This is a genomic window from Cryobacterium sandaracinum (assembly GCF_004403415.1).
GTDB lineage: Bacteria > Actinomycetota > Actinomycetes > Actinomycetales > Microbacteriaceae > Cryobacterium > Cryobacterium sandaracinum.
Genome location: NZ_SOGO01000014.1, coordinates 51,134 through 67,174 on the forward strand (window position 1 = coordinate 51,134; position 16,041 = coordinate 67,174).

Genomic DNA, 16,041 nt, shown 5'->3' on the forward strand with positions numbered 1-16,041 from the left:
GACGGTGGATCGCAGAACGTGCGCTTGGAGCGCCGCGGTTCAGTCGCGTAGTGGTGATCCGACGACGTTGAAGCGAAACCCGCCAAAAGCGCCGGACAGAAGCGGCCTTGCGGTCGCTATAGATGCTTGGACCTCGGGCAAGGCGAGCGAAGCTTGATGCGCTTCGGCGCTGTCCCATAGTTCCACGACGAACACCGTGTCGAGGTCATCGTCGCTGACCCCTACCTCATAAGCCAGGCAGCCGATCTGTTTGAGGGTGTCGCTGCGCTGAGTCAGATGAGCGACCAGCTCATCACGTTTACCGGGGACTACACCGAGTGTTCCCACGTTTGCGAAAGTCATGGCATAACCCTACCCAGCGTCCGGGACTGCCCCGAGTTCAGTTGACTCAAAGGGTTAGTGGTTTCAGGCGGCCTTGAGGGCAACGTTTATTGTCTCAAACTCGATCGGGGTGAGCTTACCGAGGCGGCGTTGCCGGCGCTTTCGGTGGTAGGTGCGCTCGATCCAGACCACCATCGCCAGGCGCAGTTCGTCCCGGGTTGACCACCGCTGACGATCGAGGACGTTCTTCTGTAGCAGGGCGCAGAACGACTCCATCGCGGCGTTGTCGCCGCATGCGCCGACGCGGCCCATCGACCCGGTGATGCCGTTGTTCTTCAGCACCCGCAGGAACGCGTTGGAGCGGAACTGGGAGCCTCGGTCGGAGTGCAGGATCGTGCCGTCGATGGTGCGCTGGCCGATCGCGTTCCGGGCGGCGGCGACGGCGACGGCCAGGGACGCCTTCATCCTGGAGTCGATCGAGTAGCCGACGATCTTGTTCGAGTAGACGTCTTTGATCGCGCAGAGGTAGATCTTGCCCTCGTCGGTGCGGTGTTCGGTGATGTCGGTGAGCCAGAGCTGGTTCGGGCGTGTCGCGGTGAATTTCCGTTTGACGTGGTCGTCGTGGACGGGCGGGCCGGCCTTGCGTGTGAGGGCGCGTTTCTTCGCGAACACGGACCAGAGCCGTTGCTGCGAGCACAGCCGCCAGACCCGGTTCTCACCCGCGGTGAGGCCGGCCTGGCCGAGCTCGTCGGAGATGAACCGGTAGCCGAAGGCGGGGTCGTCTCGGTGAATATCCCAGGCGGCGTTGGTGAGGTGGGCGTCGTCCCAGTCGCGCTGGGAGACGGGGGCGCGTTTCCACTGGTAGAACGCTTGTTTGGAGAAGCGCAACACCCGGCAGGTCACCGTGACGGGGACACCGTCGACGGCCAGTTCAAGGACCAGCGGGTAGATCATTTTGGGTTGACGTCCCGGGACAGATACGCGACAGCACGGCGCATGACCTCGGCTTCCTGCTCGAGCAGCCGGATGCGTTTCTTGGCATCCCGCAGTTCCTCGGACTCCTTCTCGGTCACGCCCGGCTTGACGCCTTCCTCGACGTCGGCTTTCTTCAGCCAATTCGCCAGGCAGGACTCCGAGATCCCGAAGTCTTTCGCGATCTGATTCAGCGCGGCTTCGTGCTTCCGGGCGACCGCGACAACATCGCGGCGGGACTCGGGTGGATAGGGCTTGGGCATGATGACATCTTTCCAGCGAAGACGAATCTTCACAGGTTAGGAGTCAACCAAACCGGGGGCAGTCCCAACCGACCAAGGCCTTCGCTGGCCTTCAAGAATCAGAATTCACGCCAATTCTTTCCGGAACCAGTGGTTCGCGTATGGGTCCGTGTTGTGTGGCGCTCCTTCGACGTAGCCAAGGGACGCGTACAGGCTTCGCGCTTCAACGAGGTCCGTTCGTGTGTCCAACCGCAATGCATCGAGTCCTAGTTCGCGGGATTTGCGTTCTAGTTCCTTCATGAGCAGGCGACCCACGCCCTTACCCCGCGCCGCCGGTTCCACGAAGACTCTGGTCACCTCGCCGATGTCGCCGGGGCGCACCCGCATTCCTGCACAGCCGAGAACGGTCGCTCCTTGACGGGCCAGCAGAAGGAGGCCGAGTGGTGCGACCAGATCGTCACTGGGGTATCCGGCCTGGGCGTCCAGGGTCTCCTCGCAAGAGGCGGGTCGCCCGTGGTAGCGACCCACAATGTCCTCGTAGTACCGAAGCGACACGTCCTTGGCTTCAGCGGACGTCGGTGATGTCGCAGAGACGACGATCGGCATCGTTGGAGTCATGCGTTCCACAGTACTTCTCGAGCCACCGGCCAAGTCGGAGTGAGCCCGCTCCTTCGGTGGCATCGCCCCCCGAGATCCCGATCTTCGGGGGAGTGGCGTTTGGGAACAATATCGGCCGGGTGCTTTTGCAATTCATGAGGCGGTGAAGGCCTCCCCGTTTCTCGGGAGCCAGTTGCCACCGTTGACCTGAGGGCGCTCAAAGACGATCGGCCTGCCGCGCGCCGTCGGCCAGGTCGTCGAGTCCGTGACTTGCACGTGCACGTGAGGCTGCGTGCTGTTGCCCGAGTTCCCGCATGATCCGATGTTCTCGCCGACCATGACCACTGATCCAACTGCGGCGCTCACCGATCCGCGCTGGAGATGGGCGATGAGCACAAAAGGCCCGGCCGGCTCAAGCGCGATGACCACGTGGTTGCCCGCGATCGCGCGCACGCCCTCTCGAACTCGGCGCGCTTGGGAGAGCGCGTAAGGAATCAAGGCCACTTGCGAGCGCCGGGCCTCGTGATCAAGCTCACCGTCGACCGCGGCAACGACAGTGCCCGATGCCGGCGCCAGGATCGGGGCGCCGTATCCGACAAAGTCCTCGGGGGGCTCCGTCGCTAGCACGGAGCGCCAACCGTGCTTTGCCGAATGGCCTCGTTCGTCGATGGCGATGAAGTCGATTGCGAATGTCGTGCCGAATAGATGGGTGCCATGGCTGGGAACACGGTTCGACGGACTGTTCTCTGCGATCCACCGGCCCTGGAACGGAAATCGCAGCACAACGGGGGGAGTGCGCAACGTGCCAGCACCTCCGGCCGCACATAGTGATGAGGCTCGTTCGAGCGACACGCTCAGTGTAACGAGAGGCACAAGTCAACCTAGCCCAACTAGATCGGTCCAGGTTGAGGCGGGCCGCCCGCAAGCCGGACCCTCATGGGCACAGAGCCCAGGCCAGTGGTGGCGTGAATGAGCTGTGCATGCGAGTGCGGAATTTGTGCAGCCGAGGACGGAAGTCGGCAACCATCGCCCCGAGTCCACCTTGGGGCCGCAGTGTCGCGTAGGCCCCGCCCGCACGGGATTCGCCTTCTGGTCCGTCTTTACAGAACGCAATTGCTTGTAAAGCGTACTCAGGTTATACTTTCCAAGTATGAGCGTTGTTGTTGAACCGATCCTTGAGGAACTGGCTGCCGGCCAGTGGGGTCTATTCACCACAGCTCAGGCGCGGGCAAGGGGTGTGAGTCGCGCCAATCTCTCGCATCGGGAACGAGATGGGCGACTCGAGCGACTCGCCCACGGCGTGTACCGGCTCGGGGGAGTGCCGGTCGCTCCTCTGAATGATCTGCGCGCTGCCTGGATGTCGACCGAACCCATGGTGCTGGCGTGGGATCGGGTGAGTACCCCGGGAGTTGTGGTGGGCGGGGCGGCCGCGGCAGCTGTTCATGAGTGCGGCGATATCAATCCAGTCCCGTATCGCCTGATCACCAGCGAACGGCGCCAAACGCAACGAACCGACATTGTCTACAGCCGGCGCCAGCTGGATTCCCGCGACGTTGTGGTTGTCGGGGGCCTCCCGGTGACGAGCATCGAACGAACGGTCGCCGACCTGGTCGACGAGGTCGGCGACCTGTCCCTGGTCGGCGACGTGCTGGCCGACGCGACCCGGGGTGAACGAGCGGTCGATCTCGAACACCTCGGCCTTCTGCTGACCCCGTTCGCCGCACGATACGGCCACGCTCGAGGCGATGGCCCAGCTCTGCTGGAACAACTCCGCCGGAGCGCGGGGATCGACGATATCGCCGCAGCGCGTGCGCTCGTGCAGCGGCCGGCTATTGGCGCTGCCCTCGAGGGAATCGTCAGCCAGGCAGTGCGGGAGCAGCTGAGGACCATCGTCGCCGGGCTACAGCCCCAGCTGGCGGGGAGTGTCGAGCTGGGCGAACACATCGAGCGGATGATCGCACCGGTACTCGTGGAGCAGAGTCGCCTCGTGTCCGAAATCACAGACACCGTGCTCGCCCCACTACTTGCGCGCCAGCGTGAACAGATGGCTCACATCACCAAATCCATCGCAGCGCAGATATCGGCATCGCTACCAAACATCACCACTCCCACGATCGCCTTCCAAGTCGCAACTGGGAACTCGTCGGCTCCTACAGTCGGCGCGACAGAAGACCTCAGCATAGAAGGGGAAGAACAATGACCGTCAGCGACCCGTACCCAGATGGGCGTGCGGTGCTTTCCGCGATCACGGAGAAGGCTCGCGCGGCGTACCGAAGCGGCGTCGGGTCTTCCGTCCAGAGCCTCATCGAACTGGCTGTCTTCGATCGCTTTCTCTGCCGGGTGTTCTCTCTGGACGATTGCCCCTTCGCACTCAAAGGAGGCACGAGCATGCTTGCTCGGCTTCCCCAATCGCGGAGCACGACCGATGTGGACCTCGAGACGGCGGAGATGAGTATCGACGCCGCCATCGCCCAACTCGCCTCAGCCGCGAGCATCGACCTGGGCGATCATTTCGAGTTCCGCTATGTCAGCCACCGCGACAGCGGCGGCCCCAATCAGCCCGAGCTCCACGCCGCGGCCATCACATTCAGCGTCACCGTTCGAGGCGCCGGCACCCGGAACCCCCTCAGAGTCGACCTGGCCATCCACAAGCGCACCCCTGCCGCACCCCTGGACATCATTACTCCAGCATTCAGGCTCGACATGTCGCGCCTGGGACCGGCCGTGGTCTACCAGGCCATCGCGGTCGAGGACCAGATCGCCGACAAGGTGTGCGCGACCGTATCGACCTACGGCGGCCAGGCCTCCACCCGAACGAAAGATCTCGTCGATCTGGCCATCCTCACGAAGACGATGCGAATCGATGCACGCCAACTCCGCATCAGCGTCCACACCGAAGCGCACCAGCGTGGCTTGCCGCCGTTTACTGCGCTCCACGTGCCACGCTCCATGACCGACGGATACCGCACAGTTGCCAAGACCGTTCCTGTCTTGAGCGACGTCCTCGACCATGAAGCTGCGCGCTCCCTGGTCAACGCGATGCTGCGGCCGGCCCTCAGCGCCGAAATCGAGGACGGCGCCTGGGACCCATCACAACAACAGTGGATCCGCCCGAGCTGACCGGTGCGAGACCCGCGACAGGGCCACGAACTTGCCCTCAGTAGGCGCGGCGAAATCCTCCACAGGCAATACGCGAGTACCGTTACGAGGCGGAGTCCCCCACTCCAACGATTAGCCCCGGTACTCATGCTCGTCTGCCCCAGGCGATACATGCCGGGGCTTTTTCGTACTCCACAGTTCGGCCACCCAATAAGGGATAGGCAGCCGCTGGCAGGCCGGGCCTTTTTAAAGAGCAGAGAGGTTCACGCCTTCCCACGATCGGCAGGAATGTAGGGGCGGCCAAACTCACAAGACTCACAAGCTGCTCGCTCCGCAGCCCCTTTCGAGAGTGCGGTTCTTGATCGTGATCTGGTTGAGCAAAACGTTACGGGCCAATCGTTTTTCACAGCGGCCGTGGCGTACCAGTCGCGGGCTTCGATGCCGTCGAGCTGGTCCAGGCAGACCATGTTGTGGCTACCCGCCAATTTCCCAGCAGCCTGCTGAGAAATTGGCGTCTCGGCAGTCCATGCGCCCGCGAACTTGCGCGTGTACTGAAGGTTGCCGGTGGGAATCTGGTCATGTGCGGGAATTCGATTCGCAGATCCCATACGCCCATGCAGACGGGGGTCTCGGCGTCCGGTCAGGACGTGAGCACCGTCACGTCAAGCGCGGGCGTAGCGCGACGCGAGTTGGCGCAGGGTGGCTTCGATGCCGGCGGCGTTCTTCCGAGGAACGCCGAGCAATTCGAAGACTTTGCCCTGCACGGCTGGGACGGTGCTGTAGTCGAACGTCTCAGTGACGCGCGTGGACGTGGGCGTGAGTGGCGTGAGTTCCCAGCGCCACCGGTGGCCCGCTGGGTGACGCCATTCCAGAAGCCGACCATCTTCGATGCGCGTGACCGTGCTGGTAATGCGATACGGGATGCCGAACTGCTTCATCGCTACCGAGAATTGTGCGCCCTGGCTGAGCCGCTGCGGACCCGACACCGTGTCGCGGACGGTGCCCGAGCCATCCAACTCACCGTGACGGTGCGGATCAGCCACCAACGCGAAGACGTCGTCAGCCGAAGCCGACACCTCGACAGTGCGCGCGACTCGGCGCGGACCTTGCTCAACCTGTTCGACCGTCATGCTGCCTAGCCTAGGCCGCGGCTACGGAGGACCGCGCCGCGGCCACGACCTGTCGGGAACGTCCCTCCGAAAGCGGTTCGGCCGGCGCCGCATCACCTGGTTCCGGGTTCATACCCATAAACCATGCCCTGGCAACGTCAGCCGAATGAACCGAACAGAGGATCTCAAGCACCTGAAATGTGTCAGCCGGGCCATGGAATGAGGCTTAGGACAGCGTCGAACTGAGCAGCAGACTCGTCTCGCTGTTAACGACGCCCTCGACGGAGCGAATCTGGCCGAGTAGCCGGTCGAAGTTGCTCAGCGTGTCGGTCCGGATCTCGGCTACCAGGTCCCAGTCGCCGTTCGTGGTGTGTAGCGCCCGGACTTCGGGAAAGCCGCGAAGTTGGCTGATCGCCCGATCTGTTGAGCGCCCCTCGACCTCGATGAGCGCGATCGCCCGGATCGAGTCGGGATCCCGCTCTTCGCGAACCCGGACGGAGAATCCGAGGACGGTGCCCGAGTCCAGCAGCCGCTGCAGCCGGCTGTTCACCGTTGCCCTCGTGACTCCGAGGTCATGGGCGAGCGTGGTGACGGGGGTTCGCCCGTCCGCCCGCAGCGCGCCGATTAAGCGGCGATCGAGGTCATCGAGCGGATGCATGATTCACACTGTACAGCCAGGGTAACCATCTTGAAAAATTGATGGTACATATTGGCTCGTTCTGCTCGTTGCACGTGCACATTGCCTGGTCATACGCTGATTACAGACAACACAGAGAAGGTTGACGTGGTGCGTTTTATGAACGTAAAGAACATCACCGCCCGGCCGTTCGGCTTCGACATCGTCGTGGTAGCGAGCGCGCGGGACGCGGTGGCGGGCGCCGACAACATCACGACCTCCAGTGCTGATAAGACCCAGGCGGCGGGGCGCACGCACTACGACTAGATCGCCATCTTCGACTCGGTCGATTTTGCCATCGAGGACTTTTCGGTGCTGCGCTACCTGCGCGATTCGGTCGCCGGCGCCTCATTCTTCGTCGAACTCGATCTGATCGCCGGTCCCTTCGATCCCAAGAACCTCTTCGGTCTGGTCGCTGACGTTATTGTCGCGATTTCTGCTCGGCCGTAAGCGCTGGCTTTTTGGGGCGGTGATCGGCGTGCCGTCAATGTTAAGTTCAACCACTGCGTTTCTTGAAACCTGATCAGGCATTGCCCTGCGTCGGTTTCTGACACGCTCCACCGAAATGCACGGCAGATTTCAAGAACATCCGTTTCAAGAACATCCGTGAACTTGCCACTTAGTTCCCTCGGCCGCTAAGCCCGGAAACCTGTCGACCTGACGATCGGATGTCAAATATCCGTATCAACGCCGGAGGTCATCATGGTCCAACCAAGGTCCGAGGTCGGGTCTGTCCCGACCGAGCCCGAGGGGCGCACAACCGAGCGCGCCCTGTCCCTGCCTCAGTCGACTGCACTGATTATGGGCAGTATCATCGGTGTCGGCATCTTCTCGCTGCCCTACGCATTAGCGTCGTATGGCCCGATCAGCCTGGTCGCCATGGGCCTCGCCACCGTCGGGGCGGTCGCGCTTGCGCTGATGTTCGCGGTGATGTCGCGACGCCTGCCAGCTGCCGGCGGACCGTATGCCTATGCACGCTCAGGGTTCGGCAACGCGGCCGGGTTCGTTAACGCCTGGTCCTACTGGATCACGGCATGGGCGGGCAACGCGGCGATCGTCGTCGGCTGGGTGTACTACGTCGAGCACTTCCTAAACAAGGACGGTGCGGTCGGCTGGTCGATCCTAATCGCCCTCGTCGGGTTGTGGATCCCGGCCGTGATCAACCTGACTGGCGTGCGCGCGATGGGTTCGGTCCAAGTCTGGACGACGGTGCTGAAGTTCATCCCGCTGGCCATCATGTCGACCGTCGGGTTGCTCTTCATCAAGGCGGGGAACTTCACGCCGTGGAACCTCAGCGGTGACAGCAGCCTGTCGGCGATCGGTGGAGCGATGGCGATCGCACTGTTCAGCTATTTGGGCGTCGAGACCGCGGCCGTTGCCGCGGCGAAGGTCCGCGATCCCGAACGGAATGTCCCGAAGGCGACCATCTACGGCACGCTCGCTAGCGCCATCGTCTACCTGCTGTCGATGGTTGCCGTGTTCGGCATCGTGCCCGCCTCGCAGTTGGCTATGGACGTGAACAAGGCGTCCTACTCCGTCGCGGCCAACTCGATCGTCGGCGGCGGTTCCTGGGCCGGGGACTTGGTGGCGTTGGCCGTCATCGTCTCCGGTATCGGCGCGCTGAACGGCTGGACAATGATCTGCGCGGAGATGCCGTTGGCTGCCGCGAAGGACGGGCTGTTCCCGGCGCGGTTCGGGAGCCTGTCGCGGCGCCGGGTTCCGGCCTTCGGGATCATCGCGTCCACCGCGCTGGCGTCGGTCGCCGTGGTGATCAGCTATCTGGGAACCAGCGGCTCAACGGTGTTTACCACCCTGGTCCTGATGACCGGGATCACGGCAGCCGTGCCCTACGCATTCTCCGCCTTGGTCCAGATCAAGTGGCGTTGGCGGGACAGCCACCCAGTCCACACGTCGAGGTTCGCGTTCGATGTGTCGGTGGCAATCGTGGCGCTGATCTTCTCGATCGCCTTCATCTACTACTCCAGGAACACCAGCGACTTGTGGTACGTCGTCTGGGGCCCGTTCCTGATGGCCGGCGGCGCGTTCGTCGTCGGGATCCCGGTCTACCTTGCGCAGCGGCACCGGATGACTAAGCCGGCCCCCGTGCCCGAGTACCGCTGAGTATTTACACCATCAATATAGTAAGGAATAGCCATGCCATTTCGTGTTGAATCCGAGGTAGGAGTGCTGCGCCAGGTGATCGTCCACCGGCCGGGTCTCGAGCTCAGCCGGCTGACCCCGGACAACGTCGACGACCTGCTCTTCGACGACGTCATGTGGGCCGATCGGGCTAGGGAAGAGCACGACGCGTTCGTCGGCCAGCTCAGAGAGCGCAACGTGACGGTGCATTACTTCCGCGAACTGCTCGCCGCGGCGCTGGACGAGCCGGGTGCCCGGGAGTTTCTGCAGAAGTGTCTGACCACGGCCATCCGGTTCGGGCCCGCGCTGGACAAGCCGCTGGAGCGGATCGTCGACCAAACGTCGTCGGAGGTGCTTTCCGAGCTCCTGATCGGGGGCGTGCTCAAGAGTGACGTCATGCCGATGCTGCACACGCCCAGCCTTCTGATGGAGTCCCTCGGCATCGATGATTTCCTGCTGCGGCCCCTGCCGAACCACCTGTTCCAGCGCGATAACTCGGCCTGGATCTACGGCGCCCTGAGCATCAACCCGATGGCCAAGCAGGCCCGCAAACGTGAGACCATCAACTCCCGCCTGATCTACAAGTTCCACCCGATGTTCCGCGACGCCGGGCTGGAGATCGTCTACGGCGACGATTCCCTGCCCCACGAGCCCGCTACCGTCGAGGGCGGCGACGTGCTCGTGATCGGTAATGGGGTGCTGATGATCGGGATGGGCGAGCGGACCTCGCCCCAGGGGGTCGAGACACTGGCCCGACTGCTCTTCCAGGGCGGCCATGTCCGCCAGGTGATCGTCGTCGAGCTGCCGAAAGAGCGGGCGTTCATGCACCTGGACACCGCCATGACAATGGTCGACAGCGACGCGTTCTCCGTTTATCCGTACCTGCCCGAGACGCTGCGCGCGTTCATGCTCACCCCGGTGGGGTCCGGCGGCGACTACGACATTACGGAGCACACGGACCTGTTTCCTCTCGTGGCCGAGGCCCTCGGCGTCGACAAGGTCCGGGTCCTGCGCACCCCAATCGATCGCGCGGGTGCGCAGCGAGAGCAGTGGAACGATGGGAACAACTTCCTCGCCGTTTCCCCCGGCGTCGTGCTGGGTTATGAGCGGAACACGACCGCCAATCGATACCTCGCCGACGAGGGCATCGAAGTCGTACCCGTCGTGGGATCCGAGCTCGGCCGCGGCCGCGGCGGTCCGCGATGTCTGTCCTGTCCAATCGAAAGAGATGCGGTGATCCTGTGAGCTTTAACCTGCACAACCGGAGTTTCCTTAAGGAAGTCGACTTCACCCCGAAGGAGTGGAAGTTCCTCCTCGGCCTGGCCGCGGACCTCAAGGCAGCCAAATACGCCGGCACTGAGCTGCCGCGGCTAACCGGGAAGAACATCGCCCTCATCTTCGAAAAGACCTCCACCCGGACCCGCTGCGCCATGGAGGTCGCCGCGCACGACCAGGGCGCCCATGTGACCTACCTCGATCCGAGCGGGTCACAGATGGGGCACAAGGAGTCCGTTAAGGACACCGCGCGGGTGCTGGGCGGGATGTTCGACGCCATCGAGTACCGAGGCTCGGCGCAGACCAACGTCGAGACGCTGGCCGCGTCGTCGGGCGTGCCGGTGTGGAACGGGTTGACGGACGAGTGGCATCCCACCCAGGCGCTGTGCGACATGCTCACGATGCGCGAGCACTCCACCAAGAACGACCACGAGATCGCCTTCGCGTACCTCGGAGACGCGCACAACAACGTCGCAAACTCGCTGCTGGTGGCAGGGGCACTGATGGGCATGGACGTGCGCATCGTAGCCCCCCGCCAGCTGTGGAACACCGACGAGGTGATCGCGGCCGCCCAGACGATCGCCGAGAGCACAGGCGCGCGGCTGACCCACACTGAGGACGTCGCCGAGGGCGTGGCCGGGGTCGACTTCATCTACACCGACATCTGGGTCTCCATGGGCGAGCCCAAGGAAACTTGGGACGAACGCATCGCCGCCCTGCTTCCCTACCAGGTCACCGCGGACGTCTTGGCCAAGACCAGCAACCCCGACGTCAAGTTCATGCACTGCCTGCCGGCGTTCCACGACCGGAACACGGCCGTCGGGGAACAGTTGTTCAAGCAGACCGGCCTCGGCGAGCTTGAGGTCACGGACGAGGTGTTCGAGTCGTCCAGCTCCATCGTGTTCGCTCAGGCCGAGAACCGGATGCACTCGATCAAGGCGATCATGGTCGCCACCCTGGGTTCCTGATGCGCCTCGTGGTCGCTCTCGGCGGCAACGCGCTCCAAGAGCGCGGCGCCCCGATGACGGTGCAAAACCAACGTGCCAACGTCGCCAAGGCGTGCGCCGCGCTGGCGCCAATCGCCCAGGAGCATCAGCTGGTGATCTCCCACGGCAACGGGCCGCAGGTCGGGCTGCTCGCGCTCCAGGCGGCCGCCTACGACCACACGTCCGAGTACCCTTTCGACGTCCTGGGCGCCCAGACCGAGGGAATGATCGGGTACATGATCGAACAAGAACTCGGCAACCGACTCCCGTTCGAAAAGTCGATCGCGACGATCCTGACAATGACCGAGGTGGACCCGGCAGACCCAGCGTTCACGGACCCGACGAAGTTTGTCGGGCCGGTGTACGACGCCGACGAGGCGCGTCGCCTAGCGGTGCTGCGGGGGTGGGTCGTCAAACCCGACGGCGACCACTGGCGTCGGGTGGTACCCTCGCCCATGCCGCAGCGGATCTTCGAGCTGAGCACGATCAAAACGCTGGTGGACGCCGACACGGTGGTGATCTGCGCCGGCGGCGGTGGCATACCCACCATGTACCAGCCAGGCTCCCGCAAACTCATCGGCGTCGACGCCGTGATCGACAAGGACCGGGCCAGCGCGGTGCTGGCCCGGGACCTCAAGGCCGACTCCCTAGTGATCGCCACCGACGCGGACGCCGTCTACACCGGCTGGGGGACGCCAGAACAGCGCGCCATCATGCTCGTCCACCCGGACACGCTCGCGGGCTTCGACTTCCCGGCGGGCTCGATGGGACCCAAGGTTGAGGCGGCGATCGACTTCGCCCGCAACACCGGTCGCGACGCCTTCATCGGATCCCTGACAGAATTGCCGGCGCTCCTGGACGGAACCGCGGGTACCCGGGTCTCCGTGACAGCCAACGGCGTGGCCTACCGCTGACCCCACCGCGGTCCCACGACGCCGGTCCACGGCGGCTGACGGGGACGACAGAAACCTGCCCGGGCCGACTCAACGGTCCGGGCAGGTGCGCGCACACGCAAGTTGGGCAGCGCGGCCTTCTCTCGCAACGCAGCTGTATGAGGCGGCGGATTACGCGTTCTGGCAGGCTAATCCGGATGCTGATCTCAACGACAGCGGTGCGGCTTTGGGCTCCGGGTTCGTGCAAGCAGCCCTCACAGCGATCGATGAAGACTTGGCTATTGTCGCGTCGTCGGCGCCGTCTTGGGTTGAGCTCCGGAGGCGGGCTGACGCCGAAGGCCGAGCGTGGGCGGCCACGTTACCGTAGGCTCCGCACCGACGCCGGTGGCCCAACCTTGAATAGCATTCCTGCCAGGGCAAGTTATCTGCTCGAGAGGCACCCGGCCGTCCCGTGGTGACCGACCATCGAGCTACCCAACGATCGAACTCGCTGCCCTGTCAGCGGCCGCTTTCTCCTCGGCTAGCCAATCGAAGCCCAATGGCAGCAAGTCGGCGATTGAGACGTTACGGACGCCTACCGGAGTGGGAACAAGGACTCGCATGTTGGGGTGGTAATCGGCAAGAACCTGACGATCGCGACCACACGGGGCTTTCACGCCGCGACCGCTGTCGCCCACGGCCACAATTGTCGTCAGCTCGCGTGCTCCGGAAGTTCGCGCCGTTCCCAGCGCGACGAGGTCAGCGCAGGGACCACCCGTGAAGTGATAAACGTTGACGCCCACGTGAATCCGTCCCGTGGCATCCCGAACAGCAGCTCCGACTGTGTGCACGCCACCTTCAACGTCAGCGTTGGCATCAATGGCTTCCTCCGCTCTCGCAATGAGTTCCAGGTCGTCATCGGTGAGCTGGCGCATATCCATGTCGTTGAGCGTATTGCCCAATGCGCACGTTGCGCGCCGAAACGAACGTCAACCAGCCTCGATCAGCGAATGCAGGGCGTCGTCGCCGAGATCCAGATCAGAGAAGATTTCCCGAGAGATGCCGGCCGCGGCTCCTGTTGTTGATGGCCCTTCCCATACCTTCCGCAGACCGGCCCGGACCGCCACCCGCGCAGAGGCAGGGTTGTTGGAGAGCACTCGCGCGGTGATCGCAATCGAGTCGTTGTGGATTCGGGCAGCAGCGACTGCAGCAAGAGCGATTTCTGTTGCAAAACCTCGCCCCCAGGCCATGGGGGAGAGGCGGTACCCCAGGTTCCAGACGAGCGCGGGAGTCATGTTGACTCCGCCCGTACCGATGAAAGTGCCAGCAGCAAGCCCATCGTCCGCTCCCTGATCGGTGACGCGGACCGCCCACTGACCGATCTCGTGATCTCGCCTGCTCGACATGGAGGCATCGACGATGGTTCTGGACTCCTCTCGCGTCTTGTGACGCCCAACGGGCAGGTGCTGCCACGTATCAGGGTCGCTGTAGACCTCAAAAACCAATTCGAGATCAGCAGGAGTCAGGGGTGAAAGCGAAAGTCGGCGAGCGTCTGGCGTCGGATCGAAAGTCATCATCAAGTTCATTATCGCCAATCGCACCGACAGTGAGCGAGAGGTCGCCCCGCATGAGGGACCCTGAACGTACATCCCCGCACAACGAAAGGGATGTGGCGCGTGGGGGAGAGCGGCTGTCCCGTTTGCCCCGCCCGCACCGGGTTCGCACTCACGTCCGTCAAATGCGACACCTGCACGACCGAGAACTCGTTGTCGCTTCGGAATTAGTCGTGTTGCGACGGCTCTTCTTCGTTCCAACCAAGAGCCGACGTAAGTTCGTCGGCATCTGGGAGCGCATTCTTTTCGGTGGGCGGCAGGGAGTCGTAGGTGTAGGTGGAGACGGCCATGGGGGAGCCGGAGCGGCCCAGTGCGTAACGGACGGTGTGGTCGTTTCGGTCGCCGCAGATGAGTATGCCCACCGTTGGTGCATGGGCTTCCCGGCGGAGTTTGTCGTCAACGAGGGAGACGTAGAAGCTGAGCTTGCCGGCGTGCTCGGGCTGGAATTTCCCTGTTTTCAGTTCGATGACTACGTACCGCAGTTGCTCGATGTGGAAGAACAGCAGGTCGAGATAGAAGTCGTCTCCTGCGACATCGAAGTGGACCTGGCGTCCCACGAATGCGAAACCTGTGCCCAGTTCTCGGAGGGTGTCGACGATGCGGTCCATGAGCGCTTGTTCCAGGTCGCGTTCGGCTGCGTCCTCGGTCAGTTCCAGGAAGTCGAACACGTAGGGGTCTTTGGCGATCTGCCGGGCCAGGTCGGAGTCGGCCGGTGCCAGCTCGGCGCTGAAGTTCGATGGCGCGGCGCCGGTTCGCTCGAGAGTGCGGTTCTTGATCTGGTTGAGCAGAACGTTGCGGGACCAGCCGTTTTTTGCGGCTGCAGCGGCGTACCAGGCGCGGGTGTCGATGTCGTCGAGCTTGTCGAGGAGGACCATGATGTGGCCCCAGGGCAATTGTCCAACAGGCTGCTGGACAATTGGGAGCTCTTCAGTCCAAGCGGCGGCGAAGGCCCTCATGTAGAACAGATTGCTGCGCGAGAGGCCGGTCATCTGCGGGAATTCCAGGCGCAGGTCATGCGCCAGACGATCCATGACCCCCGCGCCCCAGCCCTGCTTCTCCTGCTCAGAGAGGATGGAGCGGCCGATTGACCAGTACAGCTCGATGAGCTGGGTGTTGACCGTCCGTTGCGCCCGCACCTGAGCATCGTGGACCCGCCGTTTGAGGTCTCCGAGGAATGTGGGGTATCCAGCGGGGAGAGCAACATCATCACGGGCCATGGCCCTATTGTCTCCCGGGTGTGATCGGGGATCGTCGCGCACGATCGCCACAGCAATTTCGTGTCTATCCGACGGCGGCGAATGCGCGAGCAGCGGCCAGCACTCGTGGGCCAACTTCGTCTGGATTGCCTTCACGGAGAAGTCGCGCCGGCGCGCTGTCCTCGAGCTGGGGGTTCATCCCTTGGAACCAGGCCTGAACCACAGGCGGCTGGTCCCGCTCGGCGAGCAGCCCGGCGACTTGGTACGCGAGCCTTAGCCGCCGCGTGGCCTCGGCCGGCGGCTTCCGGACACCCTCGGCCCACTGTCGCACGGCTCGGGTTTCCGTGACGGAACCCAGATAGGCGACCAGTTGGGCGCCCAGGAGCTCGCGCAGCTGGCCGACAAGTTCAGCAACGTCCGAACGAATGGAAATCTCGTATGCCCGCAGTCCGGGAGTGGTCGGTGACATGTAAAGAGCCTAGCGCCGTACCAAACCCAATGACAGTTCATATCACACCCGAGATCCCACCCGATATGACCGATAATGGTTATTATGTCAGTTAGAACAGCATCTATGCGCTTATTCTGCAGATAGGTCTCCCGCTAGCACCTGAGCCTGCTCCCCCACCATGTAGGACAACCGTCGGCGTACTCGTTCTAAGAAACGAGGGGCATCAGGCTCAACTTTCCCCGTCCAGTACCCCGGCGATCAACGCGTTCGATGAAGGCGGGTGGCAGACCCTCTGGTACTCCGCCGCGACCCTCACCGCCCGCCCAGATAGCTAGCCATGGAATTCAGTTCTAGCCGTGGCCCTGTAAGGGTCATCACCGCCCCCTGGTTTGGAGACAAGACCCCCCACCATCAACCACACGGGATTGCCCCGCGTCAGCACTGTGGGAGGACCTGACCTGATGCTCGGCCCGGGCCAAGCATCAGGTCAGGG

18 protein-coding genes are annotated in these 16,041 nt (G+C 63.4%); 8 read left to right on the forward strand and 10 right to left on the reverse strand.

What is annotated here, in order from left to right:
* Nucleotides 1-39: 39 nt before the first annotated feature.
* From E3T25_RS04510 to E3T25_RS04525, 4 genes are all read right to left on the reverse strand, one after another.
* Entirely contained in the window at nt 40-342 is a 303-nt protein-coding gene (locus tag E3T25_RS04510; protein WP_134372486.1) for a putative quinol monooxygenase, read from the reverse strand.
* Between the two features lie 63 nt (nt 343-405).
* A protein-coding gene (locus E3T25_RS04515; RefSeq protein WP_134372489.1) for an IS3 family transposase occupies nt 406-1,556 on the reverse strand; the annotation gives its coding sequence in 2 pieces (ribosomal slippage) (nt 406-1,277 and nt 1,277-1,556; 1,152 coding nt in all).
* A gap of 105 nt (nt 1,557-1,661) precedes the next feature.
* On the reverse strand, nt 1,662-2,153 hold the full coding sequence (locus tag E3T25_RS04520) for a GNAT family N-acetyltransferase (RefSeq protein ID WP_134372492.1): 492 nt from the start codon (nt 2,151-2,153) through the stop codon (nt 1,662-1,664).
* A 132-nt stretch (nt 2,154-2,285) separates the two neighbouring features.
* Complete coding sequence (locus tag E3T25_RS04525) at nt 2,286-2,759, reverse strand: M23 family metallopeptidase (RefSeq protein WP_241980619.1); 474 nt, start codon at nt 2,757-2,759, stop codon at nt 2,286-2,288.
* Between the two features lie 523 nt (nt 2,760-3,282).
* Here E3T25_RS04525 and E3T25_RS04530 point away from each other — a divergent pair.
* Both E3T25_RS04530 and E3T25_RS04535 read left to right on the forward strand, forming a co-directional pair.
* The gene (locus E3T25_RS04530) at nt 3,283-4,332 is read left to right on the forward strand and encodes a type IV toxin-antitoxin system AbiEi family antitoxin domain-containing protein (protein ID WP_134372498.1); all 1,050 of its coding nucleotides are present in this window, start codon (nt 3,283-3,285) and stop codon (nt 4,330-4,332) included.
* The gene (locus E3T25_RS04535; protein ID WP_134372501.1) at nt 4,329-5,252 is read left to right on the forward strand and encodes a nucleotidyl transferase AbiEii/AbiGii toxin family protein; all 924 of its coding nucleotides are present in this window, start codon (nt 4,329-4,331) and stop codon (nt 5,250-5,252) included. The genes E3T25_RS04530 and E3T25_RS04535 overlap by 4 nt, the downstream gene beginning before the upstream one ends.
* Nucleotides 5,253-5,893: 641 nt before the next feature.
* Here the strand turns inward: E3T25_RS04535 and E3T25_RS04545 are convergent.
* Nucleotides 5,894-6,361 (reverse strand): SRPBCC family protein, encoded by a 468-nt coding sequence (locus tag E3T25_RS04545; RefSeq protein ID WP_134372504.1) that lies wholly within the window; start codon nt 6,359-6,361, stop codon nt 5,894-5,896.
* A gap of 205 nt (nt 6,362-6,566) precedes the next feature.
* Nucleotides 6,567-6,998 (reverse strand): Lrp/AsnC family transcriptional regulator, encoded by a 432-nt coding sequence (locus tag E3T25_RS04550; RefSeq protein ID WP_134372507.1) that lies wholly within the window; start codon nt 6,996-6,998, stop codon nt 6,567-6,569.
* Nucleotides 6,999-7,136: 138 nt separating this feature from the next.
* Between E3T25_RS04550 and E3T25_RS16650 the strand changes: the two genes are divergently transcribed.
* From E3T25_RS16650 to arcC, 6 genes are all read left to right on the forward strand, one after another.
* Entirely contained in the window at nt 7,137-7,283 is a 147-nt protein-coding gene (locus tag E3T25_RS16650; protein ID WP_166785941.1) for a hypothetical protein, read from the forward strand.
* A gap of 45 nt (nt 7,284-7,328) precedes the next feature.
* On the forward strand, nt 7,329-7,466 hold the full coding sequence (locus tag E3T25_RS16655; protein ID WP_166785942.1) for a hypothetical protein: 138 nt from the start codon (nt 7,329-7,331) through the stop codon (nt 7,464-7,466).
* 252 nt (nt 7,467-7,718) lie between these two features.
* Entirely contained in the window at nt 7,719-9,137 is a 1,419-nt protein-coding gene (locus tag E3T25_RS04555) for an APC family permease (protein ID WP_134372510.1), read from the forward strand.
* A 33-nt stretch (nt 9,138-9,170) separates the two neighbouring features.
* Nucleotides 9,171-10,400, forward strand: coding sequence for an arginine deiminase (locus tag E3T25_RS04560; protein ID WP_134372513.1), 1,230 nt, complete (start codon nt 9,171-9,173; stop codon nt 10,398-10,400).
* Nucleotides 10,397-11,398 (forward strand): ornithine carbamoyltransferase, encoded by a 1,002-nt coding sequence (gene argF / locus E3T25_RS04565; protein WP_134372516.1) that lies wholly within the window; start codon nt 10,397-10,399, stop codon nt 11,396-11,398. Before E3T25_RS04560 ends, argF begins: the two co-directional genes overlap by 4 nt.
* Entirely contained in the window at nt 11,398-12,330 is a 933-nt protein-coding gene (gene arcC, locus E3T25_RS04570) for a carbamate kinase (RefSeq protein ID WP_134372519.1), read from the forward strand. Before argF ends, arcC begins: the two co-directional genes overlap by 1 nt.
* A 449-nt stretch (nt 12,331-12,779) precedes the next feature.
* On the opposite strand, the gene E3T25_RS04575 is transcribed toward arcC, so the two are convergent.
* The 4 genes from E3T25_RS04575 to E3T25_RS04590 all read right to left on the reverse strand — a co-directional run bounded on the left by E3T25_RS04575 (nt 12,780) and on the right by E3T25_RS04590 (nt 15,566).
* Nucleotides 12,780-13,229 carry a cytidine deaminase family protein gene (locus E3T25_RS04575; protein ID WP_198415638.1) on the reverse strand — a complete coding sequence of 150 codons (450 nt, stop codon included), beginning with the start codon at nt 13,227-13,229 and terminating at the stop codon, nt 12,780-12,782.
* Between the two features lie 48 nt (nt 13,230-13,277).
* On the reverse strand, nt 13,278-13,865 hold the full coding sequence (locus tag E3T25_RS04580) for a GNAT family N-acetyltransferase (RefSeq protein WP_166785943.1): 588 nt from the start codon (nt 13,863-13,865) through the stop codon (nt 13,278-13,280).
* Nucleotides 13,866-14,068: 203 nt separating this feature from the next.
* Nucleotides 14,069-15,118 (reverse strand): PDDEXK nuclease domain-containing protein, encoded by a 1,050-nt coding sequence (locus tag E3T25_RS04585; RefSeq protein ID WP_134372524.1) that lies wholly within the window; start codon nt 15,116-15,118, stop codon nt 14,069-14,071.
* A gap of 64 nt (nt 15,119-15,182) precedes the next feature.
* Nucleotides 15,183-15,566, reverse strand: coding sequence for a hypothetical protein (locus E3T25_RS04590; RefSeq protein ID WP_134372527.1), 384 nt, complete (start codon nt 15,564-15,566; stop codon nt 15,183-15,185).
* Between the last annotated feature and the right edge of the window lie 475 nt (nt 15,567-16,041).

What these genes read in the sequence shown, in the direction of transcription:
- E3T25_RS04510 (WP_134372486.1), bottom strand. Translation starts at nt 342, where the DNA reads ATGACTTTCGCAAACGTGGGAACACTCGGTGTAGTCCCCGGTAAACGT.
- E3T25_RS04520 (WP_134372492.1), bottom strand. Translation starts at nt 2,153, where the DNA reads ATGACTCCAACGATGCCGATCGTCGTCTCTGCGACATCACCGACGTCC.
- E3T25_RS04530 (WP_134372498.1), top strand. Translation starts at nt 3,283, where the DNA reads ATGAGCGTTGTTGTTGAACCGATCCTTGAGGAACTGGCTGCCGGCCAG.
- E3T25_RS04535 (WP_134372501.1), top strand. Translation starts at nt 4,329, where the DNA reads ATGACCGTCAGCGACCCGTACCCAGATGGGCGTGCGGTGCTTTCCGCG.
- E3T25_RS04545 (WP_134372504.1), bottom strand. Translation starts at nt 6,361, where the DNA reads ATGACGGTCGAACAGGTTGAGCAAGGTCCGCGCCGAGTCGCGCGCACT.
- E3T25_RS04550 (WP_134372507.1), bottom strand. Translation starts at nt 6,998, where the DNA reads ATGCATCCGCTCGATGACCTCGATCGCCGCTTAATCGGCGCGCTGCGG.
- E3T25_RS16650 (WP_166785941.1), top strand. Translation starts at nt 7,137, where the DNA reads ATGAACGTAAAGAACATCACCGCCCGGCCGTTCGGCTTCGACATCGTC.
- E3T25_RS04555 (WP_134372510.1), top strand. Translation starts at nt 7,719, where the DNA reads ATGGTCCAACCAAGGTCCGAGGTCGGGTCTGTCCCGACCGAGCCCGAG.
- E3T25_RS04560 (WP_134372513.1), top strand. Translation starts at nt 9,171, where the DNA reads ATGCCATTTCGTGTTGAATCCGAGGTAGGAGTGCTGCGCCAGGTGATC.
- arcC (WP_134372519.1), top strand. Translation starts at nt 11,398, where the DNA reads ATGCGCCTCGTGGTCGCTCTCGGCGGCAACGCGCTCCAAGAGCGCGGC.
- E3T25_RS04575 (WP_198415638.1), bottom strand. Translation starts at nt 13,229, where the DNA reads ATGGATATGCGCCAGCTCACCGATGACGACCTGGAACTCATTGCGAGA.
- E3T25_RS04580 (WP_166785943.1), bottom strand. Translation starts at nt 13,865, where the DNA reads ATGATGACTTTCGATCCGACGCCAGACGCTCGCCGACTTTCGCTTTCA.
- E3T25_RS04585 (WP_134372524.1), bottom strand. Translation starts at nt 15,118, where the DNA reads ATGGCCCGTGATGATGTTGCTCTCCCCGCTGGATACCCCACATTCCTC.
- E3T25_RS04590 (WP_134372527.1), bottom strand. Translation starts at nt 15,566, where the DNA reads ATGTCACCGACCACTCCCGGACTGCGGGCATACGAGATTTCCATTCGT.